Source organism: Micromonospora sp. NBC_00898 (genome assembly GCF_045207895.1).
In the GTDB taxonomy this organism is placed as follows: Bacteria; Actinomycetota; Actinomycetes; order Mycobacteriales; family Micromonosporaceae; genus Micromonospora.
In genome coordinates this window covers 4,491,365-4,512,516 of sequence record NZ_CP108775.1, presented here as the reverse complement: position 1 = coordinate 4,512,516, position 21,152 = coordinate 4,491,365, and the positions used below count along the sequence as shown (strand labels likewise).

The 21,152-nt window shown below is 73.3% G+C and carries 23 protein-coding genes; 10 read left to right on the top strand and 13 right to left on the bottom strand.

All coding sequences use genetic code 11. The features are described from left to right. The first annotated feature begins 45 nt into the window (after positions 1 to 45). The gene (locus OG799_RS21890) at positions 46 to 711 is read left to right on the top strand and encodes a GNAT family N-acetyltransferase (RefSeq protein ID WP_406046367.1); all 666 of its coding nucleotides are present in this window, start codon (positions 46 to 48) and stop codon (positions 709 to 711) included. Positions 712 to 752: 41 nt separating this feature from the next. Here OG799_RS21890 and OG799_RS21885 read toward each other — a convergent pair whose 3' ends face one another. From OG799_RS21885 to OG799_RS21875, 3 genes are read right to left on the bottom strand one after another with little or no spacing between them, the layout of a single operon-like run. Beyond that, positions 753 to 1,466, bottom strand: a complete 714-nt coding sequence (locus OG799_RS21885) for a TetR family transcriptional regulator (RefSeq protein ID WP_406037006.1) — start codon at positions 1,464 to 1,466, stop codon at positions 753 to 755. Next, positions 1,393 to 1,914: a thiol-disulfide oxidoreductase DCC family protein gene (locus OG799_RS21880; RefSeq protein ID WP_406037005.1), complete on the bottom strand. Its 522-nt coding sequence runs from the start codon at positions 1,912 to 1,914 to the stop codon at positions 1,393 to 1,395. Before OG799_RS21880 ends, OG799_RS21885 begins: the two co-directional genes overlap by 74 nt. Then, positions 1,911 to 2,432, bottom strand: a complete 522-nt coding sequence (locus tag OG799_RS21875; protein WP_406037004.1) for a hypothetical protein — start codon at positions 2,430 to 2,432, stop codon at positions 1,911 to 1,913. Before OG799_RS21875 ends, OG799_RS21880 begins: the two co-directional genes overlap by 4 nt. A 222-nt stretch (positions 2,433 to 2,654) precedes the next feature. On the opposite strand from OG799_RS21875, the gene OG799_RS21870 reads away from it, so the two are divergent. Continuing rightward, on the top strand, positions 2,655 to 2,780 hold the full coding sequence (locus OG799_RS21870; protein WP_406037003.1) for a hypothetical protein: 126 nt from the start codon (positions 2,655 to 2,657) through the stop codon (positions 2,778 to 2,780). Between the two features lie 146 nt (positions 2,781 to 2,926). On the opposite strand, the gene OG799_RS21865 is transcribed toward OG799_RS21870, so the two are convergent. From OG799_RS21865 to OG799_RS21855, 3 genes are read right to left on the bottom strand one after another with little or no spacing between them, the layout of a single operon-like run. After that, entirely contained in the window at positions 2,927 to 4,378 is a 1,452-nt protein-coding gene (locus OG799_RS21865) for a glycoside hydrolase family 3 protein (RefSeq protein ID WP_406037002.1), read from the bottom strand. A gap of 16 nt (positions 4,379 to 4,394) precedes the next feature. After that, the gene (gene tnpB / locus OG799_RS21860; RefSeq protein WP_406037001.1) at positions 4,395 to 5,768 is read right to left on the bottom strand and encodes an IS607 family element RNA-guided endonuclease TnpB; all 1,374 of its coding nucleotides are present in this window, start codon (positions 5,766 to 5,768) and stop codon (positions 4,395 to 4,397) included. Further along, positions 5,765 to 6,340, bottom strand: coding sequence for an IS607 family transposase (locus OG799_RS21855; RefSeq protein ID WP_406037000.1), 576 nt, complete (start codon positions 6,338 to 6,340; stop codon positions 5,765 to 5,767). The genes tnpB and OG799_RS21855 overlap by 4 nt, the downstream gene beginning before the upstream one ends. 218 nt (positions 6,341 to 6,558) lie before the next feature. Between OG799_RS21855 and OG799_RS21850 the strand changes: the two genes are divergently transcribed. Next, entirely contained in the window at positions 6,559 to 7,734 is a 1,176-nt protein-coding gene (locus tag OG799_RS21850) for an ROK family protein (protein WP_406036999.1), read from the top strand. A 153-nt stretch (positions 7,735 to 7,887) separates the two neighbouring features. On the opposite strand, the gene OG799_RS21845 is transcribed toward OG799_RS21850, so the two are convergent. Together OG799_RS21845 and OG799_RS21840 are read right to left on the bottom strand one after the other, a co-directional pair. Then, entirely contained in the window at positions 7,888 to 8,898 is a 1,011-nt protein-coding gene (locus OG799_RS21845) for an ABC transporter permease subunit (protein WP_406036998.1), read from the bottom strand. Next, complete coding sequence (locus OG799_RS21840; protein ID WP_406036997.1) at positions 8,895 to 9,914, bottom strand: ABC transporter ATP-binding protein; 1,020 nt, start codon at positions 9,912 to 9,914, stop codon at positions 8,895 to 8,897. Before OG799_RS21840 ends, OG799_RS21845 begins: the two co-directional genes overlap by 4 nt. Before the next feature lie 125 nt (positions 9,915 to 10,039). On the opposite strand from OG799_RS21840, the gene OG799_RS21835 reads away from it, so the two are divergent. Next, complete coding sequence (locus tag OG799_RS21835; RefSeq protein WP_406036996.1) at positions 10,040 to 10,882, top strand: ABC transporter ATP-binding protein; 843 nt, start codon at positions 10,040 to 10,042, stop codon at positions 10,880 to 10,882. Positions 10,883 to 10,899: 17 nt separating this feature from the next. Then, positions 10,900 to 11,799: a ribokinase gene (locus tag OG799_RS21830; protein ID WP_406036995.1), complete on the top strand. Its 900-nt coding sequence runs from the start codon at positions 10,900 to 10,902 to the stop codon at positions 11,797 to 11,799. Between the two features lie 23 nt (positions 11,800 to 11,822). Here OG799_RS21830 and OG799_RS21825 read toward each other — a convergent pair whose 3' ends face one another. After that, positions 11,823 to 12,509 carry a hypothetical protein gene (locus OG799_RS21825; RefSeq protein ID WP_406036994.1) on the bottom strand — a complete coding sequence of 229 codons (687 nt, stop codon included), beginning with the start codon at positions 12,507 to 12,509 and terminating at the stop codon, positions 11,823 to 11,825. A 1,230-nt stretch (positions 12,510 to 13,739) separates the two neighbouring features. Here OG799_RS21825 and OG799_RS21820 point away from each other — a divergent pair. Further along, on the top strand, positions 13,740 to 14,177 hold the full coding sequence (locus OG799_RS21820) for a nuclear transport factor 2 family protein (protein WP_406036993.1): 438 nt from the start codon (positions 13,740 to 13,742) through the stop codon (positions 14,175 to 14,177). Here OG799_RS21820 and OG799_RS21815 read toward each other — a convergent pair. Then, positions 14,123 to 14,641, bottom strand: a complete 519-nt coding sequence (locus OG799_RS21815) for a DUF6232 family protein (protein ID WP_406036992.1) — start codon at positions 14,639 to 14,641, stop codon at positions 14,123 to 14,125. The genes OG799_RS21820 and OG799_RS21815 overlap by 55 nt on opposite strands. Positions 14,642 to 14,739: 98 nt before the next feature. Between OG799_RS21815 and OG799_RS21810 the strand changes: the two genes are divergently transcribed. From OG799_RS21810 to OG799_RS21800, 3 genes are all read left to right on the top strand, one after another. Further along, positions 14,740 to 15,513, top strand: coding sequence for an enoyl-CoA hydratase-related protein (locus OG799_RS21810; RefSeq protein WP_406036991.1), 774 nt, complete (start codon positions 14,740 to 14,742; stop codon positions 15,511 to 15,513). 109 nt (positions 15,514 to 15,622) lie between these two features. After that, positions 15,623 to 17,245 carry an acetolactate synthase gene (locus OG799_RS21805; RefSeq protein ID WP_406036990.1) on the top strand — a complete coding sequence of 541 codons (1,623 nt, stop codon included), beginning with the start codon at positions 15,623 to 15,625 and terminating at the stop codon, positions 17,243 to 17,245. Positions 17,246 to 17,393: 148 nt separating this feature from the next. Continuing rightward, positions 17,394 to 18,368, top strand: a complete 975-nt coding sequence (locus OG799_RS21800) for an ATP-binding cassette domain-containing protein (protein WP_406036989.1) — start codon at positions 17,394 to 17,396, stop codon at positions 18,366 to 18,368. A gap of 118 nt (positions 18,369 to 18,486) precedes the next feature. On the opposite strand, the gene OG799_RS21795 is transcribed toward OG799_RS21800, so the two are convergent. Next, on the bottom strand, positions 18,487 to 19,599 hold the full coding sequence (locus tag OG799_RS21795; RefSeq protein WP_406036988.1) for an RNA-guided endonuclease InsQ/TnpB family protein: 1,113 nt from the start codon (positions 19,597 to 19,599) through the stop codon (positions 18,487 to 18,489). 100 nt (positions 19,600 to 19,699) lie between these two features. Here OG799_RS21795 and OG799_RS21790 point away from each other — a divergent pair, with 100 nt between their 5' ends. After that, positions 19,700 to 20,512, top strand: a complete 813-nt coding sequence (locus OG799_RS21790) for an ABC transporter permease (RefSeq protein ID WP_406036987.1) — start codon at positions 19,700 to 19,702, stop codon at positions 20,510 to 20,512. On the opposite strand, the gene OG799_RS21785 is transcribed toward OG799_RS21790, so the two are convergent. Beyond that, positions 20,496 to 20,684 (bottom strand): hypothetical protein, encoded by a 189-nt coding sequence (locus tag OG799_RS21785; RefSeq protein WP_406036986.1) that lies wholly within the window; start codon positions 20,682 to 20,684, stop codon positions 20,496 to 20,498. The two genes, OG799_RS21790 and OG799_RS21785, sit on opposite strands and share 17 nt — an antisense overlap. Positions 20,685 to 20,722: 38 nt before the next feature. Further along, entirely contained in the window at positions 20,723 to 21,133 is a 411-nt protein-coding gene (locus tag OG799_RS21780) for a PLDc N-terminal domain-containing protein (protein ID WP_406036985.1), read from the bottom strand. Between the last annotated feature and the right edge of the window lie 19 nt (positions 21,134 to 21,152).

The following is a 21,152-nucleotide window of genomic DNA, read 5'->3' as shown; positions in this document are numbered from 1 at the left end:
TCGTCGGCATGGCGGACGGCCCGGCGGGTGGAGGAGGTGGCCCCGGTGCTCGACCGGCGGTTGTTCCTGCACCTGGCGACCTGGCTGGGGCAGTGGCCGGCCGGTCCGGGGCTGCACGTGGTCCGCTCGCACCGCCGCGCGCGGCCGGCCTGGGACGGCCGGCTGCGGCCCGCCATCGCGGTCGCCGCGCCCGACTGCGCCCTCCTCTCCGTGCCGCCGGACCGGGCCGCGGCGGTCCGGGCCCTGGCCCGCGGACGCTCACTGCCGGGACTGCTGCCCGCCCTGCCGGGAGCGGTCGGGCTGCCGGACTGGCCCACCCACGGGGGCGCCTTCCGGTGGAGCCTCGCCCCGGCGCCGCTGCCCGACGTCGGCGAGTGGTCCGCGCCGACCGGGCCGGGGCTGCCGCCCTGGCTGCGGCTGTTCGACCGGGAGGTGCTGGTGGTGCGGGACGCCGACGGGCGATACCTGGCCGGCGCGGGGATCAAGCGGCACGACGCCCACGGGCACGAGCTGGCCGTTGGCACGGTACCGGCCGCCCGGGGCCGGGGGCTGGCCCGGCGGCTCGTCGCCCAGGCGGCCCGTCGGGTGCTCGACGAGGGCGCCGTCCCGACCTACCTGCACGACTCCGGCAACGCCGCGTCCGCCCGGGTGGCCGAGGCGGCCGGCTTCCCGGATCGGGGCTGGACGTCGTACGGGGTCTTCCCGAGCTGACCGCCGGCGCTGCAACTTCTCCGACCGGACGATCCTCGTCGTCAGTGACGCAGAGTGCGGATCAGGTCGAGCACCTGACGGGTCACCGGGCGCAGCACCCGCAGCCGGGAGAGGCCGACCAGCCGGTCGACCAGGGGCACCGCCCCGTCGATCAGCTTCCGGGTGCGGATCTGCTCGAGGGACCGGTCGTGCACCCAGTAGAGGACCACTCCCATGTACGCGAGCCAGAGCAGCTCCGGCAGCGCCGGCCGCAGCTCCGCGTCGACCCGGGCGGTGGACCCCTCCAGCACCTCGCGAAACAGCGCGATGGACGCCTCCCGGGGCGCGGAGGACTCGGCGGAGAACGGGCTCATCGGTGAGGTGGGCTCGGCCGCGGTCTTGAAGAAGCTCGCGGCGAACGAGTGGTACGGCGTGAGCACGTCGATGCCGGCGTGCAGCACCCCGGCCAGCCGCGCGGCGAACTCGCGTTCCCGGGCGAGCGCCGGCGCGGCCGCCGCCCGGTGCTCGGTCTGGGTGTCCGCGTAGAACTCCTGGATCAGGTGGTCCTTGGAGCCGAAGTAGTAGTAGGCGTTGCCCACCGCCACGCCCGCCTCCTGGGCGATCGCGCGCATCGTGGTCCGGGCGTAGCCGCGTTCCCGGAACAGCCGCATCGCCGTGTCCAGGATGAGCTGCCGGGTCTGCTCACCCCGGGCGGTCGCCGGTTCGCCGGTGGTCGGGCCACCCGCACCGGTCGTCGGGGCAGTCTGCTCGGTCATCGTCGCCACCGTATCCCGGGTTCGGCCATGGTTCGCGGACCAGCTCGCGTACCGAGGAGGCGGTCGCCACCACCCGCCGGGCCAGCGGCAGCAGGTGGGGGCGGGCCAGCCGTTCGGCGGTGGACCGGTGGTCGGCCAGCGCCCAGAGGCAGGCGAACCAGGCGCCGTCCCCGGCGTACACCGCGCCGGTGTCGGCGACGACGGTCAGGTCCCGCAGGGTCGCGTCGTGGTCGAGGCCGGGAAAGCGCCGCCGGGCCTCGGCCGAGCCGGCCGGCACGAACTCCAGGGATACGAGCTGCGGCCGCGACGCCAGCCACCGCCGGGCCGCCCGGCACAGCGGGCAGTGCGCGTCGTAGAGGACGGTGAACCCGCGGACCCCACCGGCCCCGTGCCCGGTGGGGTCCGCCGGCGCCACGCCCGCTCCGCCGCCGTCCGGCGGGACGCTCATCGCGCGGGTGGGGGCGGGGTCGGGCCGGCCTGCGCGGGGCCACCGGTCGCAAGCCCGGGCATCCCGGGACCGGCCATCGCCGGGCCGACCGGCCGGGTGCCGGGCTGCACCGGGAGGTGACCCACCGGCGCGATCGGCGGGTGCGGGGCGAGCTGCCGCAGCCGGCTGCGGCGGTACCGGCCGAGCGCGAAGACGTTGAAGAAGTGCAGCAGGCCGAGGACCAGCAGCACCCAGCCGACCTTCATGGAGAGTTCCTCCAGGGCCTGGCTGGTCGTGGTCACCGGGTCGGCGTGCTTCATCGCTACCGTCACGTAGCCGAGGTTGAGCAGGTAGAAGCCGACCACCAGGAGGCTGTTGACCGCGTCGGCCAGTCGCCGGTCGGCGAAGACCTCTTCCAGGAAGACCAGCCCGTTGCGGGAGAGCGCCCGGGCCACCCACACGGTCAGGCCGATGCTGACCGCCAGGTAGACCAGGTACATCCAGACCTTGACGTCCATCTCGCCGCCTTTCTTGAACACGTTCAAATTGAGGTCGGGCTCAGCGTAGGACAGATTTTGAACATGTTCAAGACCGTCCGGTCCGGTCGTTCGTGGTCGGACCCGGCCCGGCCCGGTATCGTCGCCTCGGCACCGATCGGCGGAGTCGGTGATCGATCTGACCGACGTCCCGTTCCTCGACTCGACCGGAGTGGCCACCCTGCTGCACGGCGCCGCCGAGGCGGTCGGCCGGGGCGCCACCCCTTGGGTGACAACCCGCGGCCCGTGGTGGCCCGGGTCCTGCGGATCACCGCAGTGGACGTCCTGCTCGGCCTGACCGACGGCGACGGCCGATCCACCGTCGGGCCGGGCTGGCGCGGGCTCAGCTGACCCGGGCCGCTGTCACGGCTCGGACCGGGCCGTGGCCTCGCCCGACCACTCCACCAGCACGATCGTCCCGTCGTCCCGGGACGCGCCGCCCCGGTGCTCCGCCACCGCCCGGTTCAACCGCCGGGTCTCGACCCGGTCAGACCAGCTCAGCCGGCGAGACCCAGCACCTGCGCCGCCGCCCGGCCGTTGGCGTGGCTGGCCCCGTACGTGGTGACGAACGCCCGGGCCCCGGTCGGCCGCCAGCCGCTCGGCCAGCCCATCTCCACCACCGTGACCGGGTGCGTGGCGGCCAGCGCGTCGACCAGCTCCGGGCCGCCCGGGAGCCGGTGCAGATGCCGGCCGACCAGCACGATCTGCCTCGGCCCGGCGAGTCGGCGCAGTTCCTCCGGGTCGATCTCGCCGGCCACCGCGCGGATCTCCTCGGCGTCGGCGAGGTGCGGGCCCAGTCCCCACGGCACCCGGCCCTCGGCGATGGTGGAGTCGGCGTGCAGCTGCACCACGAGCGGCTTGGCCAGCTCGGCGACGTCGCCCTCGACGCGTACCGCCCGGAGCGCGGCGGCGTACCCGAGTCCGTCGACGCCGGCCGTCGGGGTGCCGAGGGCGCCGGTCCAGGTGGCCAGGTCGGCGCCGCGCCCGGCGGCCTCCTCGACCCGGTCCCGGTCCAGCCGGCCGTCGGCGAGCGCCGCGACGATCTCCGCCGCCACCTGCTCGACCAGTTCGGCGTCGACCTTCGCGCCGATGCAGAGCAGGTCGGCCCCGGCGGCCAGGGCGCGGACGGCGGCTGGGCCGACGCCGCCCGCGGCCAGCGCGGCGCCCTTCATCTCCAGCGCGTCGGTGATCACGGTGCCGGTGAAGCCGTACTCCCGGCGCAGCAGGTCGACCAGGACCGCCCGGCTGAAGGTGGCCGGGCCGTCGCCGGTCAGCGGCGGCACCCGGATGTGCGCGGTCATCACCGCGCGGACGCCCGCGTCGATGACGGCCGCGAACGGCGGCAGGTCCCGCTGGCGCAGCAGGGCCGGCGGCACGTCGACGGTCGGCAGCTCGTGGTGAGAGTCGGCGACGGTCGCGCCGTGGCCGGGGAAGTGCTTCGCGCAGGCGGCCACCCCGGCCGACTGGAGGCCGGCCACCGCGGCGGCCGAGTGGGCGGCCACCCGGGCCGGGTCGGCGCCGAACGAGCGGGTGCCGATGACCGGGTTGTCGTCCGCGGTGTTGACGTCGACGGTGGGGGCCAGGTCGACGGTGATGCCGAGGGCGGCCAGTTCCGCGCCGATCGCCGCGTAGACCTGGCGGGTCAGCACCACGTCGTCGACCGCGCCGAGCGCGGCGTTGCCCGGGTACGGGCTGCCGGTGGCGTGGGCCAGCCGGGTGACGTCGCCGCCCTCCTCGTCGATCGCGACGATGACGTCCGGCCGGCCGGCCCGCAGCGCGGCGGTGCTCGCCGCCACCTGTCCCGGGTCGTGGACGTTGGTGCCGAACAGAGTGTGCCCGGCGAGCCCCTCGGCCAGCAGGTCCACCGCCCAGTCGGGCGGGACCGGCCCCGGGTACGCGGCGAGCAGGGTGCCCAGCGCGAGCCGGCGAAGTCCTGGATCCAACCCCACGTGTTACCGTTGCCTTTCAGTGAGCGAACGTGAGTTCGCGATCGGCAGTCGGCCGTTGCCGGCCGACGGTCCCCGGTCGGGGTGGACGCTTCACGGCCACCTGCCCCGCAAGCGGGGTCCTACGGTCGGCTTCACGTCCGTTGAAGCCTTGCGGCTCCGGGTCTCCGGCCACTCCGGTACCCGTCTCACGCTCAACCAGTCGCGCGAGATTCCTGGCCGCGTTCAAGTCCCGATCCAGCACCATCCCGCAGGCGTCACACTCGAACGTCCGGACTCGCAGCGGCAGCTTGGCTTTCACTACGCCGCAGTCCGAACAGGTCTTGCTCGATGGGAACCAGCGGCCGGCGGTGACCAGCCGACCACCGCTCCACGTTGTCTTGTGACCCAGCAAGCCGCGGATCGTGGCGAACCCGCAGTCGGAGATGGCCTTGGCTAGCTTGCGGTTGCGGACCATCCCGGCAACGTTCAGGTCTTCCACCACGATCGTGGCATAGTCGGCGGTCAGCGCGGAGGTGAGCTTGTGTAGGCCGTCGCGGCGCAGGTTCGCCACCCGGGCGTATGCCCGGGACCGGTCCGCGTTGGCCTTCTGCCAGCGCTTGGATGCCTCCTGGCCGGTGCGTCGGTCCGGGCCGACCCGGCGGGACACCCGCCGTGACAGCCGCCGCAGGTGCTTGGCCCCGCCCGCCAGATGCCGCGGGTTGTCGATCACGTCGCCGGTCGACAACACGGCCAGGTGCGTGATGCCGACGTCCACGCCGAGCACGGCATCCGACCGGGCGTGGTCGGCGATCTGCCGGTCGACCTCGCAGGAAAACGACACGTACCACCGGCCGCCGTCCAGCTTCACCGTCGCGGACAGGATCCGGGCGGTGCCCGCTTCCAGACGCCGGGCCAACTTGCGGGCCGACTCGTGCAGCTTGATCGTGCCCAGGCGCGGCAGAGTGACGTGCTTGCGGTCCGGCTCGACCCGGATGACGCCGGTCGTGAACGTGCACGACTTCGTCTCCGACCGCTTGTTCTTGAAACGCGGGAAGTTGACCTTCGGCCCTTTACGTTTGCCGGACTTGGAGTCGCGCCAAGCGTCCAGGCCACGGACCAGGTTGCGGATCCCGGCGGCGTCTTTGGAGTTCTCCGCCCACCACGGCGCTACGTCGCCCTTGGCCTCGTTCCATGCCTTACGCAGCGACGGTAGCGTCCACGGCACGGAAGCAGTGAGCCGGTCGCCGGTAAGGCCGTAGGTCTTCTCCGCGGCGCGCTGGTCCATCTGCGCCTTGACCAACCCAAGCGCCCAGTTGAACGCCTTGCGGCTGGCCCCGGCGTGCGATGCCAGCGCGGCCATCTGGGTAGCGTTCGGGTCCAGCGCGAACCGGTACGCCTGGTTGACGATCACGAGTCGTCCTCGGTGATTGCCGCGGCGACGGCTCGGTTGGCCCGGTTCGCGGCGGCCCGGCGGCCGTACAGCCGCGCGCACAGCGAGGTCAGGATCTCCGTGACGTCCCGCACGAGATCATCGTCGACCTCGGCCGGGTCCACCACCAGCAGCCGGCGGCCCTGCGCGGCAAGTGCCGCCTCGACGTACTCGGCGCCGAACCGGGCGAACCGGTCCCGGTGCTCGACCACGACCGTCACCACGGCCGGATCGCGGAGCAGGGCCAGGAACTTCTCGCGACGCCCGTTCAGCGCCGACCCTACCTCGGTCACCACCCGCGACACGCTCAGATGCTGGGCGGTGGCCCAGGCGGTCACCCGCGCGACCTGCCGGTCCAGGTCGGCCTTCTGGTCCGCCGAGGAGACCCGGGCGTACACGACAACCTGATCCTGCGGGGCGGTGTCGGCAACGTCCACCAGGATCGTGCCGGACGGGAGCCGCCGAGCGGGCACCGGCATGGTTCCCTCACGGAACCACCGGTACGCGGTCTGCGGGTGCACCCCGTTGCGGCGCGCCCACTCGGCAAGCTTCACGGCCCCATCATAACAATTGCTCACAGATATGCACGGCTATGCACGAAAGAATGAGCTGTCGTCATCCCCTTTCGGTGCCGGACGGCACGAGTGTCGCACCGGAGCGGCCGTCCCGGACGGCGTCGGGACTCCGGATCCGGGTGGCCGATACGCTAACGGGCACCCGTCTGCAGGTCATTGGTAGTTAGCAAAGTTTGCTGAATATAAGAGGACGTGGCATGAGTGCGACCCGGCTGCCCGGCACCCCCCGCCTGTTGCGGGCGCTCAACGACCGCGCGGCGCTTGAGTTGCTCCTCGAACGCGGCCCTCTCACCCGGGCCCGGATCGGCGAGCTGACCGGGCTCTCCAAGGTCACCGCCTCCCAGCTCGTGGAGCGGCTGGAGGAGCGGGGTCTGGTCACCCGGGTCGGCGAGCAGGCCGGCGGGCGGGGCCCGAACGCCCAGCTCTACGCGGTCCGGCCGGGCAGCGCCCACGTGGTCGGGGTGGACGTCGACGCGGACCGGGTGGTGGCGGCCTGCGCCGACATCACCGGCGCGGTGATCGGCCGGGTCGAGCAGTCCACGAAGGACACCGACGACCCGGTGGGCGTGGTGCACAACGCCGTAATGCAGGCGGCGAGCAGCGCGGGCGCGGAGCTGTCGAGCGTACGGCGGATCGTGCTCGGCACCCCCGGCCTGGTCGACCCGGGCACCGGCGACATCACCTTCGCCTTCAACCTGCCGCGCTGGCACCGCGGGCTGCTCGCCGCGCTCCGCGAGGACCTGCACACCCCGGTGGTGTTCGAGAACGACGTCAACCTCGCCGCCGTCGCCGAGGCGCAGTCCGGCGCCGCGCACGGGGTGTCGGACTTCGTGCTGGTCTGGGTGGGGGCGGGCGTCGGCCTGGCGATCGTGCTCGGCGGCCGGCTGCACCACGGCAGCAGCGGCGCGGCCGGCGAGATCGGCTACCTGCCGGTCCCCGGGGCGCCGATCCCGCGGGACGTCTCGAAGCGGGCCAAGCCGGCGTTCCAGCGGCTCGCCGGCGCCGACGCGGTCCGTGCGGTGGCCGCCGAGCACGGCTTCGCCGCCGACACCGCGGCAGACGCGGTGCGCGCCGCCGTCGCGGCCGGCCGGGCGGGCGGTCCGGTGCTCGACGAGCTGGCCCGCCGGCTGGCCCTCGGGGTGGCCAGCACCTGCGTGGTGCTCGACCCGCCGCTGGTGGTGCTCGCCGGCGAGGTGGGCCAGGCCGGCGGGGCGGAGCTGGCCGAGCGGGTGCAGCACGAGGTCGCCGCGATCACGCTGGTCCGCCCCCGGGTGGTGCCCACCGGGCTCACCGAGGAGCCGATCCTGCGGGGCGCGCTGCGCACCGCGCTGGACGCGGTCCGCGACGAGGTGTTCGGCTCGACGGTCGGCTGACCGGCCGGCGGGCCTGCCGGCCGGTGCCGTCGTCGGTGGCGCCGCCATGTGAAGGAATTCTTCACGAGCGTGTTTATCTCTGCAAGGAGTTGCCGCGCACGGAACGGCCCCCGTCGCCGCCCGGCGGGCGGGAGCGGGGGCCGGACCGTGCGGTCAGATCAGGTCGCGGCGGCGGAACGCGGCGAAGGCGGCCACCACCAGCGCCGCCGTCAGACCGAGCAGCACCGCCAGCCCCGGCACCCAGCTCAGGGTGTACATGTTGTCGCAGAAGCCGGTCGTGTCGCCCTGGCAGGCGTGGTTGTCCCAGAACCGGGCCTCCCCGGTGAGCCAGGCGGCCAGATAGCTGGAGAGCATCCACTGGTCCGGCCGGGCCGCCCCGACGATCTGCAGCACCAGCCGGGCGCCCAGCTCCCACACCACCAGGTACGCGGCCACGGTGCCCAGCGCCGCCGACGTGTGCCGGCCCAGCGTGGCGATCGCGAAGCCCAGCGCGGCGGCCAGCAGCACCAGCACCAGCCCCCGCCCGTACGTCGCGCCCAACGACCGCCAGAACTCGCCGTCCAGCCGGCCCGGCAGCCCGGCCGTCTGCGCGATCAGCCAGAACACGGCCAGGTACGCCGCCGACGCCACCGCCGAGAGCACCAGCAGCGCCCCGAGCAGCGTGCCGAGCTTCGCGCCGAGCACCGCCCACCGGCGGGGCCGCCAGAGCAGCAGGTTCACCACCCCGCCGGAGTTCAGGTCGGCCCCGATGTACGACGCCCCGACCAGGAAGCCGAAGAGCATCAGGAACGCGACGAGGAAGTAGAGCAGCGGGCGGGCCTGGTTGGCGAACGTGAAGACGCCGTTGAGGAAGTCCGCCGCCACCGGCACCCGCTCCATCCGGACCGGGTCGATCTCGCTGCAGTCTGCGGGGACGTAGTCGCTCTCCTCCGGCGCGAGCGTCCCCGCCTTGATCCGCAGGCACCGGTCGTGCGCCGCCTCCATGCTGCTGCGCTGCTCGGCGGCCTGGGCCTGGGCCTGGCTCATCTCGCCCGGGGTCGGCCGGTGCGACCCGGCGAGCGTGGTCGCGGCGGTGACCGCGAACGCGGTCAGCAGCAGCACCACCATCAACTGCACGAAGCGGCGCGCGGACAGCCGCTCCAACTCGGCACGGACCAGGTTCACGCCTGCACCTCCCGGGTCTCGCGCGCGTCGAGGTCGATCACCATGTCGTCCGACCCGCCGTCTGGCCGGACCGAACCGTCCACCTGGCGAGGCACCGCCGGGTGCGGCGTGCTCCCGGTCAGCTCCAGGAAGACGCTCTCCAGGTCCGGCCGGAGCGGGACCAGCTCGCGTACCCAGAGGCCCTGCTCGCCCAGGGTGCGGCTGATCAGCTCCGGCTCGTCCACCCCGGCGACCACCAGGTGGTCGGGGTGCGCGGTGACCGCCAGCCCGAGCGCCCCCAGCAGCTCGGCCGCGCGTTCCGGCTCGGCCACCCGGACCTGCCACTCGTGCTGGTCGAAACCGGCGAGCACCTCGTCCACCGGCCCGGCCGCCACCCGGCGGCCCCGGCTGATGATCGTCACGTGGTCGCAGATCAGCTGGATCTCGGCCAGGATGTGGCTGGAGAGCAGCACCGTCACGCCCGCCGCCGAGAGCGACCGCATCAGGTCCCGCATCTCCCGGATTCCCGCCGGGTCCAGCCCGTTCGCCGGCTCGTCGAGGATCAGCAGCTCCGGGTTCTTCAGCAACGCCGACGCCACCGCCAGCCGCTGCTTCATGCCCAGCGAGTAGCCCTTGACCCGCTCGTCGCCCCGCTCGCGCAGGCCGACCTGCTCCAGTACCTCGTCCACCCGGCTGGTCGGCACCCCCCCGGCCAGGGCGAGCAGCCGCAGCGTCCGGTGCGCGGTGAAGTTGCCGAAGAACTGCGGGCTCTCCACGATCGCGCCGACCCGGCCGGCGACCTCGGGCAGCCGCTCCGGCGAGGACGCCCCGAGCACGCTCATCCGGCCGCCGTCCGCCCGGACCAGCCCCAGCAGGGCGCGCAGCGTGGTGGTCTTGCCCGAGCCGTTGGGCCCGAGGAAGCCGTGCACCTGGCCGGCCTCGACCAGCAGGTCGAAACCGTCGACGGCGACCCGACGCCCGTGGCGGAGCGTGTGGAAGGTCTTACGGAGACCGTCGATCTCGATGACCGCGCTCATCCGCGCGGCTCCTGACAGGGCATGGACCGTCCTCCGGTTAGGTGACCAACGACACGGCGCCTCACCTTATGGCGGCGGCGCCGCCCGTGGGGGGCAGCGCGCGCGGTGCGTGATTGGATGGACCGGTGACTGGTGACCTGATCCCCGGCGCCGCCGGCGCCCCCACCGCCCCCTCGACCGTGGACGCGGATCTGGTGGTCAGCCTCGACGGGGTCGGCGTCAAGCGCTCCGGCACCGCGTTGCTGCACGACGTCGACTGGCGGGTCGAGCTGGACGAGCGCTGGGTGGTGCTCGGGCCCAACGGCGCCGGCAAGACGACCCTGCTCAGCCTGGCCGCCGGGCGGTTGCACCCGACCACCGGCGCCGTGCACGTGCTCGGCGAGCGGATCGGCCGCACCGACGTCAACGAGCTGCGCATGCGGATCGGCCTCTCCACCGCCGCGCTGGCCGAGCGGGTCCCCGCCGACGAGCGGGTCAGCGACGTCGTGGTCACCGCCGCCTGGTCGGTGGTGGGCCGCTGGCGGGAGAGCTACGACCGCACCGACGAGGCCCGCGCCCGGGCCCTGCTCAGGCAGCTCGGCATCGGGCACCTGGCCGACCGCGCGTACGGCACGCTGTCGGAGGGGGAGCGCAAGCGGGTGCAGATCGCCCGCGCGCTGATGACCGACCCGGAGCTGCTGCTCCTCGACGAGCCGGCCGCCGGGCTCGACCTGGGCGGTCGCGAGGACCTGGTGGCCCGGCTGGCCGAGTTGGCGTACGACCCGGACGCCCCGGCGCTGGTGCTGGTGACCCACCACGTGGAGGAGATCCCGCCGGGGTTCACCCACGCGCTGCTGCTGCGCGAGGGCGGCGTGGTGGCGCAGGGCCTACTCGCCGACACTCTCACCGCCGACAACCTGTCGAAGACCTTCGGCCTGCCCCTGGTCGTGGAGCGTGCCGGCGAGCGCTGGACCGCCCGCGCCGCCTGAGGCGGAAAGGAACCACCGTGCAGCAGACCCGGGTGGCCGTGGTGGGCAGCGCCAACATGGACCTGGTCGGCACCGCGCCCGCGCTGCCCCGGCCGGGGGAGACCCTGCTCGGCAGCGACTTCGTCATGCTCCCCGGCGGCAAGGGCGCCAACCAGGCGATCGCCGCGGTCCGCGCCGGCGCGTCCTGCGTCTTCCTCGGCGCGATCGGCTCGGACGCCTTCGGGGTCACCCTCAAGGCCCGGATCACCGCCGCCGGGGTGGACACCGGCCAGCTCCGGGTGGTGTACGGGGCCTCCGGCGTGGCGCTGGTCATGGTGGGCGCCGGAGGCGAGAACGCGATCCTGGTGACGCCCGGCGCCAACGGGGCGTTCGTCGGCCTGACCGAGGGTGAGCTGCACGCCGTACGCGAGGCGGACGTGCTGGTCGCCCAGCTTGAGGTGCCGGTCGAGACGGTGACCGAGGCGGCGGTCGCGGCCCGGGCCGCCGGCACCCGGGTGATCCTCAACGCGGCGCCGGCCCGCCAGGTGCCGGCGGACCTGCTCGCCGCGGTGGACCTGCTGGTGGTCAACGAGACCGAGGCGCAGGCGCTCACCGGCCGGGGTCGGGACGAGCCGGCGGCGCTGCTCGACCTGGTGCCCCGCGCGGTGCTCACGCTCGGCGCGCAGGGCGCCTGGTACGTCGACCGGGACGGCCGGTCGGTGCACGTCCCGCCGGTCAAGGTCGACGCGGTGGACTCCACCGCCGCCGGTGACGCGTTCACCGCCGCCCTGGCCGTCGCCTGGGGCGAGGGCCGGGAGTTGGTCGACGCAGTGCACTGGGCGGCGGCGGCCGGGGCGGCCTGCGTACGACGGCTGGGCGCCTCGGTGGCGCTGCCCCGCCGGCTCGAGATCGACGAGCTGTACTCCCCGCCGGCCTGACCCGGCCCCCCGGAGCGGGACGGTCAGTTGGCGACGTCGTCGGTCAGCTTCTCGCCCCGGCGGCGCAGCATGCCGAGGCCGGGGATGCCGGCGACGGCCAGCTTGAGGTCGCGGGTCACGTCGAGCAGGTCGTGCAGGTCCGGGCCGACCCGGTCCAGGGTGGCCAGGATCGGCAGGATGTCCGCGGTCAGGTGGTCCTTGAGCTTCGGCAGCTCGTCGACCAGCCGGATCGCCGCGGTCACCTCCTCGTGGCTGAGCTGCTCGATGAAGCGGGCCGCCATCGGCGCGGCCCGGCGCAGCGCGGGCTCGTACGCGGCCATCAGCTCGGCGGCGGCGCCGGCCGCCCGTTCGGCCTCGCCGACCACGACGGCGGCCGTGGCGGAGACCCGTTCGGCCTCGCCGACCACCACGGCGGCCGCCGCGGCGACCTCGGTGGCGGTCTCGATCGCGTCGGTTGCGGCGGCGCTGATCACGGCGACCTCGCGGACCGCCGCCTCGGCGTCGTCGAGCACCCGGTCGGTGCGGTCCAGGGTGCCCTCGATCCGGTCCACCACCCCGTTGATCCGGTGCAGCAGCGCCTCCACCCCGTCGAGCACGGCGAAGGCGCGGGCCGGTACGGCGGCGAACGACGCGGCCGAGCCGAACGCCTGGTCGAGGGCGGAGCGGGTGAGGCCGACGACGGCGCCGGGCCGGGGGAGGGGAATCGCCATGTGAACCAGTGTGCGTCGGCCGGGCCAGCAGCGCCGGGTGGCGGCGGGCGGTCCGCGTCACGTCCACCCGCCGCCGGCCCGGGTCGGCGCACGCCCTCTGGGTGGCCCGGCTGATCGAGCCGCTGTCGCAGAAGAGCGATCCGCTGTCCATGAAACCGCAGTGGAAGCCGCCCTTGATGATCCGGTTGCGGGCGGCGGCGAGGAAGCTGGCGCCGCCGCCCATGGAGTGCCCGGACAGGCCCAACCGGTCGACGCTGACGTGCCCGGCGAGCCGGGAGCCGGTGGTGGTGTCCTGGGCGACGGTCCAGGTGAGGGCGGCGTTGAGGTCGTCGGCGAAGGCGCCGTGGTTGGGCGAGAAGCCACCCTGCGAGGCTGCCGGCGGTGGTGGCCGGGTAATAGACGCGGGCCGAGAGGGGGCGGCCGGCCGCGCTGACGGTCGCGTCGACGTAGCCGGCGGCGTGGGCGCCCGGTGCGGACGGGTCGGCCAGCATGCTGGCGGGGCGGAGGGTGGCGCCGGCCGGGGCGGCGCCCTGGGCGGGCGCCGGTAGCACCAGGGTGAGCGCCGCCGCGACGCGACGGTCAACTTTCCTCAACATGACAGCCTCCCCATATCGATGGACACCACTGTCCAATCAGGAGGGCAGAGGAGGGCGACGCTGCTCACGCCCCGGTTGTGCCATAACCAGCGCGATGACGTGCCCGCCGGCGTGGATGGATTCGGAGGTGACCTGTACCGCGTCGTCCCGGTAATAGAGGGTCATCACCATGCCTAACCATCCGCGCTCAAGTCCGGGTCGTGCGTGATCGCCGCCCGGGTGCCCGGGTGCCCGGGTGCCCGGGTGCCCGGGTGCCCGGAGGGTCCGGAGGGGATGGTCGATGTGGGCATCCTTTGGAGCTGAATCGTCTGCGACATCAAAGCTCGGCCGCGGCGGCCTGCCCGGCGCTCCCGCGTCCACGGTCACCGACGTGCCAGCCGGTCCGTTCACAGCTTCCGTCGGGCCGCTCGCTGGTTGTGCTGGTCCGCCGGTCTTGGCCGCCGGTCGTGCCGGTCCGTTCGCCTGTCCTGCTCGGGAGAGTCAGGTCCGATTCGTTTGTGACATCAGCTCCAAAGGCGGTCAGGTAGGGGTCCGGTTGCAGGCCGGGGAGGCGCGGCCGGTGGCTCGGGCAGCGCCCGCGGTGGTGGGTGAGCGGGGCGACGCCGACGCCCCGCGCCGGGTAGCGTCCGGGCTCATGACGGATCGGAGGGATGCCGGCGGCGCGGTGGGCGCGGCCGAGCGGGAGCACAACGTCGAGGTGGTCCGGCGGTACCTGCGGACCTTCGTCACCAAGGACCTGGCGGAGCTGCGCGAGGTCGTCGCGGAGGACGTCCTGATCTACGGCTCCGGCACGGCGGTCCAGGGCCGGCCTTTCGTCGAGGGCGCCGTCTCGTCGCCCGGGCTGACCGTGCTCGACCAGCGGATCGTCGAGTTGGCCGCGTTCGACGACCGGGTGGTCGTCTCGCTGGCGCAGACCTACCGCCGGGACGCCACGGGCGCGACCATCGTGCAGAGCGCCTGCAAGATGTACCGGCTGGCCGGCGGGCGGATCGTCCAGTTCTGGGGCGAGCAGGACACCTACGGGCTGCTGCGCGGCCTCGGGCTGCTGCCGGACGAGCCGATCACGTTCTGACGGCCGGAGGGCGGTGCGGACTCCATCGCCCGCTGTACCGCCCGGTAGATCTGGCCGAAGCGCAGCGCGTCGCCGGTGCGCAGCAGACGTACCGGTTGGCCGCGCCAGCGGGCCCACATCTCCCACTGCCGGGCGCCCCGGGCGTACGAGCGGTCCAGGTGTTCGAAGAGGAAGTCGGCGAGCGGCCCGACCCCGAGCCCGACCAGCACCGACACCCCGACGATGGCGACTGTGACGGTGGGTGAGCGGTGCAGCAGGACCGCCAGCCCGATGCCGAGCAGCGCGGCCACCAGCGGGCCGGCCAACGCGGCGCCGATCGCGCCCCGGCCGGCGAGCACCCGCCAGGAGCGGCTGCCCCGACGGTGCCACACCATGGTGAGTTCAGCGAGCGGGAACGTCCGGCCGTCCACCCGCACGGCGGTGGAGGTGACCTGCACCGACCTGTCGTCGTAGTACGTGATCATGGCCTGACTCCCGGTGGCGGGGCGGACACCACACTACTTACCCCAACGACCCGGGTCGTAAGGTTGGCACGCGACTTCGACGAGGAAGTGAGGGCAGCGTGGGCGAGTTCGTTCGGCTGGAAACCAAGGACGGCATCGGCACCATCCGGCTGGAGCGGCCGCCGATGAACGCGCTCAACACCCAGGTGCAGGAGGAGTTGCGCGCCGCCGCGGCCGCCGCCACCGCCGACCCGGAGGTCCGCGCGGTCATCGTGTACGGCGGGGAGAAGGTCTTCGCCGCCGGCGCGGACATCAAGGAGATGGCCGACATGTCCTACGTGGACATGGCAGACCGGGCCGCCGACCTGTCCAGCGCGCTCGGCGCGATCGCCCGGATCCCCAAGCCGGTGGTCGCCGCCATCACCGGGTACGCCCTCGGTGGCGGCTGCGAGCTGGCGCTGGCCTGCGACTGGCGGATCGTGGCCGAGGACGCCAAGCTCGGCCAGCCGGAGATCAAGCTCGGCATCATCCCCGGCGCGGGCGGCACCCAGCGGCTGGCCCGCCTGGTCGGGCCGGCCCGCGCCAAGGACCTGATCATGTCCGGCCGGATGGTCGACGCGCAGGAGGCGCTGCGGATCGGCCTGGCCGACCGGGTGGTCCCGGCCGCCGAGGTCTACGATGCGGCCGTCGCGCTGGTGAAGCCGTACCTGACCGGCCCGGTGCAGGCGCTGCGGGCGGCCAAGCTGGCCGTGGACGGCGGCTTGGACATGGACCTCAACTCCGGCCTCGCCTGGGAGAGTCAGCTCTTCGCGGCGCTCTTCGCCACCGACGACCGGCGCGAGGGCATGGCCGCCTTCGTCGAGAAGCGCAAGCCGGACTTCACCGGCCGCTGAACCGGCCCGGGTCGGCGGCGCTTACCCCGCCGCCGACCCGAGAACGGTTCACATTCCGCCTACCGGCCAGTAACGTGTGACACCGGTCATGTGACGAAGGGAAGCGGCGATGACGGAACGGGTCGAAGGCCACGGTGGAGAGCTGGCGCTCGCGGCGCTGCGCGCGCACGGTGTACGGGAGATGTTCACCCTCTCCGGCGGGCACGTCTTCCCGCTCTACGACGCCGCGCACTCCACCGGCTTCCCGATCTACGACGTCCGGCACGAGCAGTCGGCCGTCTTCGCCGCCGAGGCGGTGGCCAAGCTCCAGCGCCGGCCCGGCCTCGCCGTGCTCACCGCCGGCCCCGGCGTCACCAACGGCGTCTCCGGCCTGACCAGCGCCTTCTTCAACGCCTCCCCGGTGCTCGTGCTCGGCGGCAGGGCACCGCAGTTCCGCTGGGGCTCCGGCAGCCTCCAGGAGATGGACCACCTGCCGCTGGTCGCCCCGGTCACCAAGCACGCCGAGACGGTGTTCAGCGCCGACGACATCCCGCGCGCGGTGACCGCCGCCCTCACCGCCGCGCTCACCCCGCACCGCGGCCCGGCCTTCCTCGACTTCCCCCTGGAGGCGGTCTTCTCCGTCGGCGACGCCGAGCTGCCGGCGGTGGCCCCGGTCGCCCCGATCGAGGCCGACCCGGACGAGGTGGCGAAGGCCGCCGGCCTGATCGCGGGCGCCAGCCGACCGGTCATCATCGCCGGCTCCGACGTGTACGCGGGCGACGCCATCGACGCCCTCCGGGCCGCCGCCGAGGCCCTCGAAGTGCCGGTCTTCACCAACGGCATGGGTCGCGGCGCGCTCCCCCCCACCCACCCGCTCGCCTTCGCCAAGGCCCGCCGGGTCGCGCTCAAGGGCGCCGACGTGGTCGTGGTCATCGGCACCCCGCTGGACTTCCGGCTCGGCTTCGGCGACTTCGGCGACGCCAAGGTCGTACACGTCGTCGACGCGCCCAGCCACCGCGCCGGGCACGTGCAGCCCGCCGCCGCCCCCGCCGGGGACCTGCGGCTGATCCTCACCGCGTTCGCCGGGCACGCCGGCGCCCGGGCCGACCACACCGACTGGATCGCCCAGCTCCGGGTCGCCGAGGACGCCGCGAAGACCCGCGACGCCGAGGAGATGGCCGCCGAGACCGACCCGATCCGGCCGGCCCGGATCTACGGCGAGCTGCGCAAGGTCCTCGCCCCGGATGCCATCACCATCGGCGACGGCGGCGACTTCGTCTCGTACGCCGGGAAGTACCTGGAGCCGGCGCAGCCCGGCACCTGGCTCGACCCCGGCCCGTACGGCTGCCTCGGCACCGGCATGGGCTACGCGATGGGGGCCCGGGTCAGCCACCCGGACCGGCAGATCTGCGTGCTGATGGGCGACGGCGCGGCCGGCTTCTCACTGATGGACGTCGAGTCCCTGGCCCGGCAGCAGCTCCCGGTGGTCATCGTGGTCGGCAACAACGGCATCTGGGGCCTGGAGAAGCACCCGATGCGGGCCATGTACGGCTACGACGTGGCCGCCGACCTCCAGCCCGGGCTGCGCTACGACAAGGTCGTCGAGGCGCTCGGCGGGGCGGGCGAGACGGTGGAGAAGGCCGCCGACCTCGGCCCGGCCCTGACCCGCGCGTTCGACGCCGGCGTGCCGTACCTGGTCAACGTGCTGACCGACCCCGCAGACGCGTACCCCCGCTCGTCGAACCTGGCCTGACCACGACCGTCCGACCGCCGTCGCCGGGTGACCGGCGGCGGTCGTGCCTTTCTGCCAGCAGGTAAATCAGCGGAATGTCAGCGGCTGTCGACGTAACGTCAGCGCCGTCGCTCATCGTGGGGTGGCCAGCGATACGACGGGAGTTCCGATGACATACGCGATCCAGGCGGAGGGACTGGTCCGCCGCTTCGGCGCGACCACCGCCCTCGCCGGAGTCGACCTCGCCGTCCCCACCGGGACGGTCTTCGGTCTGCTCGGCCCGAACGGGGCGGGCAAGACCACCGCGGTCCGGGTGCTCGCCACCCTGCTCGCCGCCGACGAGGGGCACGCCACCGTGGGCGGGTACGACGTCCGCCGCGACGCGCACCGCGTCCGCCAGCTGATCGGCCTCACCGGCCAGTACGCCTCGGTCGACGAGACGCTCACCGGCACCGAGAACCTGCTGCTGATCGGCCGGCTGCTCGGGCTGAGCCGGGCCGACGCCCGGGCCCGCGCCGGGCAACTGCTCGCCGACTTCCAGCTCAGCGACGCCGCCGACCGGGCGGCCAAGACCTACTCGGGCGGCATGCGCCGCCGCCTCGACCTCGCCGCCAGCCTGGTCGGCCGGCCGCAGGTGCTCTTCCTCGACGAGCCGACCACCGGGCTGGACCCGCGCAGCCGCAACGAGCTGTGGGACATCGTCCGGGGCCTGGTCGCCGACGGGGTGACCGTGCTGCTGACCACCCAGTACCTGGAGGAGGCCGACCAGCTCGCCGGCGAGATCGCGGTCGTCGACCACGGCCGGGTCATCGCCCAGGGCACCCCGGAGGAGCTGAAGGCGCGCACCGGCGGCCAGGTCCTCGCCGTCCGGCCGACCGACCCTGCCGACCTGTCGACCGTGGTGGCGATCGCCGCCGAGGTCACCGGGGCCGCCCCGGAGGTCGCCCAGACCACCGTCTCGGTGCCGGTCACCGACCCGGGCACGCTGCCCGCCGTGGTCCGCCGGCTCGACGCGGCGGAGATCACCGTCGCCGAGCTGGCCCTGCGCGGCTCCAGCCTGGACGAGGTCTTCCTCTCCCTGACCGGCCACCGGGCCGAGCAGGACGGCCGCTCCGACGTTGAATTGGAAAGGATCCCGACTTGACGTCCTCCCCTCCCTCCGGGGAGGGGATTCCCACGGTCGCCCGTGGGGCTTCCTGTTTCACCGCCGACTGCCCGTAGGGAGGACTCCCGTGAGGTCTTACGTCAGCTCCACAGGCGTTTTACCTCTCCGCCAGCCCGGCGGCGAGGATGTTCCTGGCTGCGTTCACGTCCCGGTCGTGGATTACCCCGCAGCCGCCACACGCCCACGACCGGATCGACAGCGACATGGACGTGTCGAGACGGCCGCACGCCGAGCAGGTCTTGGACGACGGGTACCAGCGGTCAACAGCGACAACCGTTCGCCGGTACCAGGCGGCCTTGTACTCCAGCATGCGCCGCAGGTCGGACCACGCCGCGTCGGAGATGGCGCGGGCCAGTCGGTGGTTGCGGAGCATGGTGCGCACGTTGAGGTCTTCGATCACGACCGTTTGGTTCTCGCGGACGAGTCGAGTGGTCAGCTTGTGCAGGTGGTCCCGCCGCCGGTTCGCGATGCGGGCGTGAATACGGGCAACCTTCAGTTGGGCCTTGACCCGGTTCGTGGAGTCCTTCGCCTTGCGGGACAACTCCCGCTGGGCCCTCGCGAGCTTGCGCCGGTCGGCGCGTTCGTGTTTCGGGTTGGCGATCTTCTCGCCGGTGGACAGGGTTACCAGGCTGGTGATTCCGGCGTCCACCCCGACCGCGGTGTCCATCGCTGGCAGGGGCTGTACGGTCGGGTCTTCCACCAGCAGGGATACGAACCAGCGGCCGGCGGCGTCTCGGGACACCGTCACGGTGGACGGCTGCGCGCCCTCGGGCAGAGGCCGGGACCAGATAATGGTCAGAGGTGTATCCATCTTGGCGAGGGTGAGCTGATTGTCCCGCCACCGAAACGCCGACCGGGTGTACTCCGCCGACGCCCGCGACTTGCGCTTGGCCTTGAACCGCGGGTACCGGGAGCGCTTGTCCCAGAACCCGGCGAACGCTGCCTGAAGGTGCCGAAGCGTCTGCTGCAACGGCACCGACGACACCTCGTTGAGGAACGCCAGCCCGTCGGCGCGTTTCCACTCGGTCAGCCACGCCGAGGTCTGCACGTACGTCGTGCGCTGCCGGTCAACCACCCATGCGCGGGTACGCGCCTCCAACGCCCGGTTGTAGACCAGGCGGACGCACCCGAACGTCCGGTTCAACTGCTCTGCCTGTTCAGGAGACGGATAGAAGCGGTACTTGTAGGCCCGCTTTACCACATCGCCCATAGCTCACAGTCTATCACCGCCTTGTGTGAAACGATCATGGAAGGGAGGGAGCGGCGTCTTATCCCCGCCTGATCGCAGGGGTCTGCGCGCCGCAATCCTGATGACCACAGCCACCCTCACCGCCGCCCCGCTGGCCCCGGCCCGCCGGCCGGGCCTCGCCGCCGGGCTGCGGCACACCCTCACCCTGGCCTGGCGCAGCCTGGTGCAGATCAAGCACAACCCGATGGAGCTGCTCGACCTGAGCATCCAGCCGATGATGTTCGTGCTGCTCTTCACGTACGTCTTCGGCGGCGCAATCTCCGGCACGCCGGGCGACTACCTCAAGTTCGCGCTGCCCGGCATCATCGTGCAGAACGCCTTCTTCGCCACCATGACCACCGGCTTCGGGCTGAACAACGACCTGACCAAGGGTGTGTTCGACCGGCTGCGCGCACTGCCGATCGCCCGCTGGTCGCCGCTGGCCGGGCGGATTCTCGCCGACACGGTCAAGCAGGCGTGGTCGGTGTCGCTGCTGATCGGGGTCGGCGCGATTCTCGGGTTCCGGCTCGGCAACGGGGTGGCCGGTCTGCTCGGCGCTTTCGCCCTGCTGCTCGCCTTCTCGCTGGCCGCGTCGTGGATCTCGGTGCTGGTCGGAGTGCTGGTCAGCGAGCCGGACAAGGTGCAGATCTTCGGCTTCATGGTGATCTTCCCGCTGACCTTCACCAGCAACGCCTTCGTGCCGACCGAGACCATGCCGTCGTGGTTGCAGCGTTGGGTCGAGGTCAACCCGGTCACCATCCTGGCCGACGCGCTGCGCGGCCTGCTGGTCGGCGGTCCGGTGGCCGGCCCGGCCGCCCAGGCGATGATCTGGGCCGCCGTCATCCTCGCCGTGTTCGCCCCGCTCTCCGTACGGGCGCTCAAGCGTCGAGTGTGACCCGGACCGCCTCCGCGGCCGTCTCCAGCCGGTAGCCGCCGGGCCGGGCCTCGACCGGCAGTCCGGGCGCGGCGCGGCGCAGCCGGGACACCAGGGCCTGCGCGCCGCCGACCTCGACCGGCGTACCGGAGTCGGCGCGGACCTCCAGCGGCCCGAGCAGGCAGATCTGCACGCCGTCGATTCTGCTCGGCCGGCGCACGGACCCGGTGCTCAGACCTCCGGGCGGTCCTGCCCGGTCTCCCGGCGGCGCAGGTCGTCCTCGCGGCGGCGCAGGTCGTCCTCCCAGCGGCGGAAGAGCTCCTGGTCCTGCTGCCGGGACCGCTCCCCGAGGGACGACAGGAACGCCGGGTCGTCGTCCGGCGCCACCTGCCGGGGAACACGGTCCCGCTCGGAGAAGCCGTTCCCCATCGGCCAGGCGGTCCGGGCGCGGCCCGCGCCCGCCTCGCGACCGGCGACGAACCAGGCGATCGACCCGACCAGCGGGAAGAACAGGATGATCAGCACCCAGGCGATGCGGGGCAGCGCCCGGATCTCGCCCTCCTCGGCGGAGAGGCAGCTGATCAGCGCGCAGATGCCGAGCACGACCTCGGCCAGAAAGAGAAGCCCGTACAGGCGAACCATGTCGGACATCATGGACCAC

Bases quoted from the DNA above. Each gene is read 5' to 3' on its own strand.
- OG799_RS21885 (WP_406037006.1), bottom strand. From the start codon at position 1,466: ATGACCGAGCAGACTGCCCCGACGACCGGTGCGGGTGGCCCGACCACC.
- OG799_RS21880 (WP_406037005.1), bottom strand. From the start codon at position 1,914: ATGAGCGTCCCGCCGGACGGCGGCGGAGCGGGCGTGGCGCCGGCGGAC.
- OG799_RS21850 (WP_406036999.1), top strand. From the start codon at position 6,559: ATGAGTGCGACCCGGCTGCCCGGCACCCCCCGCCTGTTGCGGGCGCTC.
- OG799_RS21840 (WP_406036997.1), bottom strand. From the start codon at position 9,914: ATGAGCGCGGTCATCGAGATCGACGGTCTCCGTAAGACCTTCCACACG.
- OG799_RS21825 (WP_406036994.1), bottom strand. From the start codon at position 12,509: ATGGCGATTCCCCTCCCCCGGCCCGGCGCCGTCGTCGGCCTCACCCGC.
- OG799_RS21820 (WP_406036993.1), top strand. From the start codon at position 13,740: ATGACGGATCGGAGGGATGCCGGCGGCGCGGTGGGCGCGGCCGAGCGG.
- OG799_RS21815 (WP_406036992.1), bottom strand. From the start codon at position 14,641: ATGATCACGTACTACGACGACAGGTCGGTGCAGGTCACCTCCACCGCC.
- OG799_RS21805 (WP_406036990.1), top strand. From the start codon at position 15,623: ATGACGGAACGGGTCGAAGGCCACGGTGGAGAGCTGGCGCTCGCGGCG.
- OG799_RS21800 (WP_406036989.1), top strand. From the start codon at position 17,394: ATGACATACGCGATCCAGGCGGAGGGACTGGTCCGCCGCTTCGGCGCG.
- OG799_RS21795 (WP_406036988.1), bottom strand. From the start codon at position 19,599: ATGGGCGATGTGGTAAAGCGGGCCTACAAGTACCGCTTCTATCCGTCT.
- OG799_RS21790 (WP_406036987.1), top strand. From the start codon at position 19,700: ATGACCACAGCCACCCTCACCGCCGCCCCGCTGGCCCCGGCCCGCCGG.
- OG799_RS21780 (WP_406036985.1), bottom strand. From the start codon at position 21,133: ATGGTTCGCCTGTACGGGCTTCTCTTTCTGGCCGAGGTCGTGCTCGGC.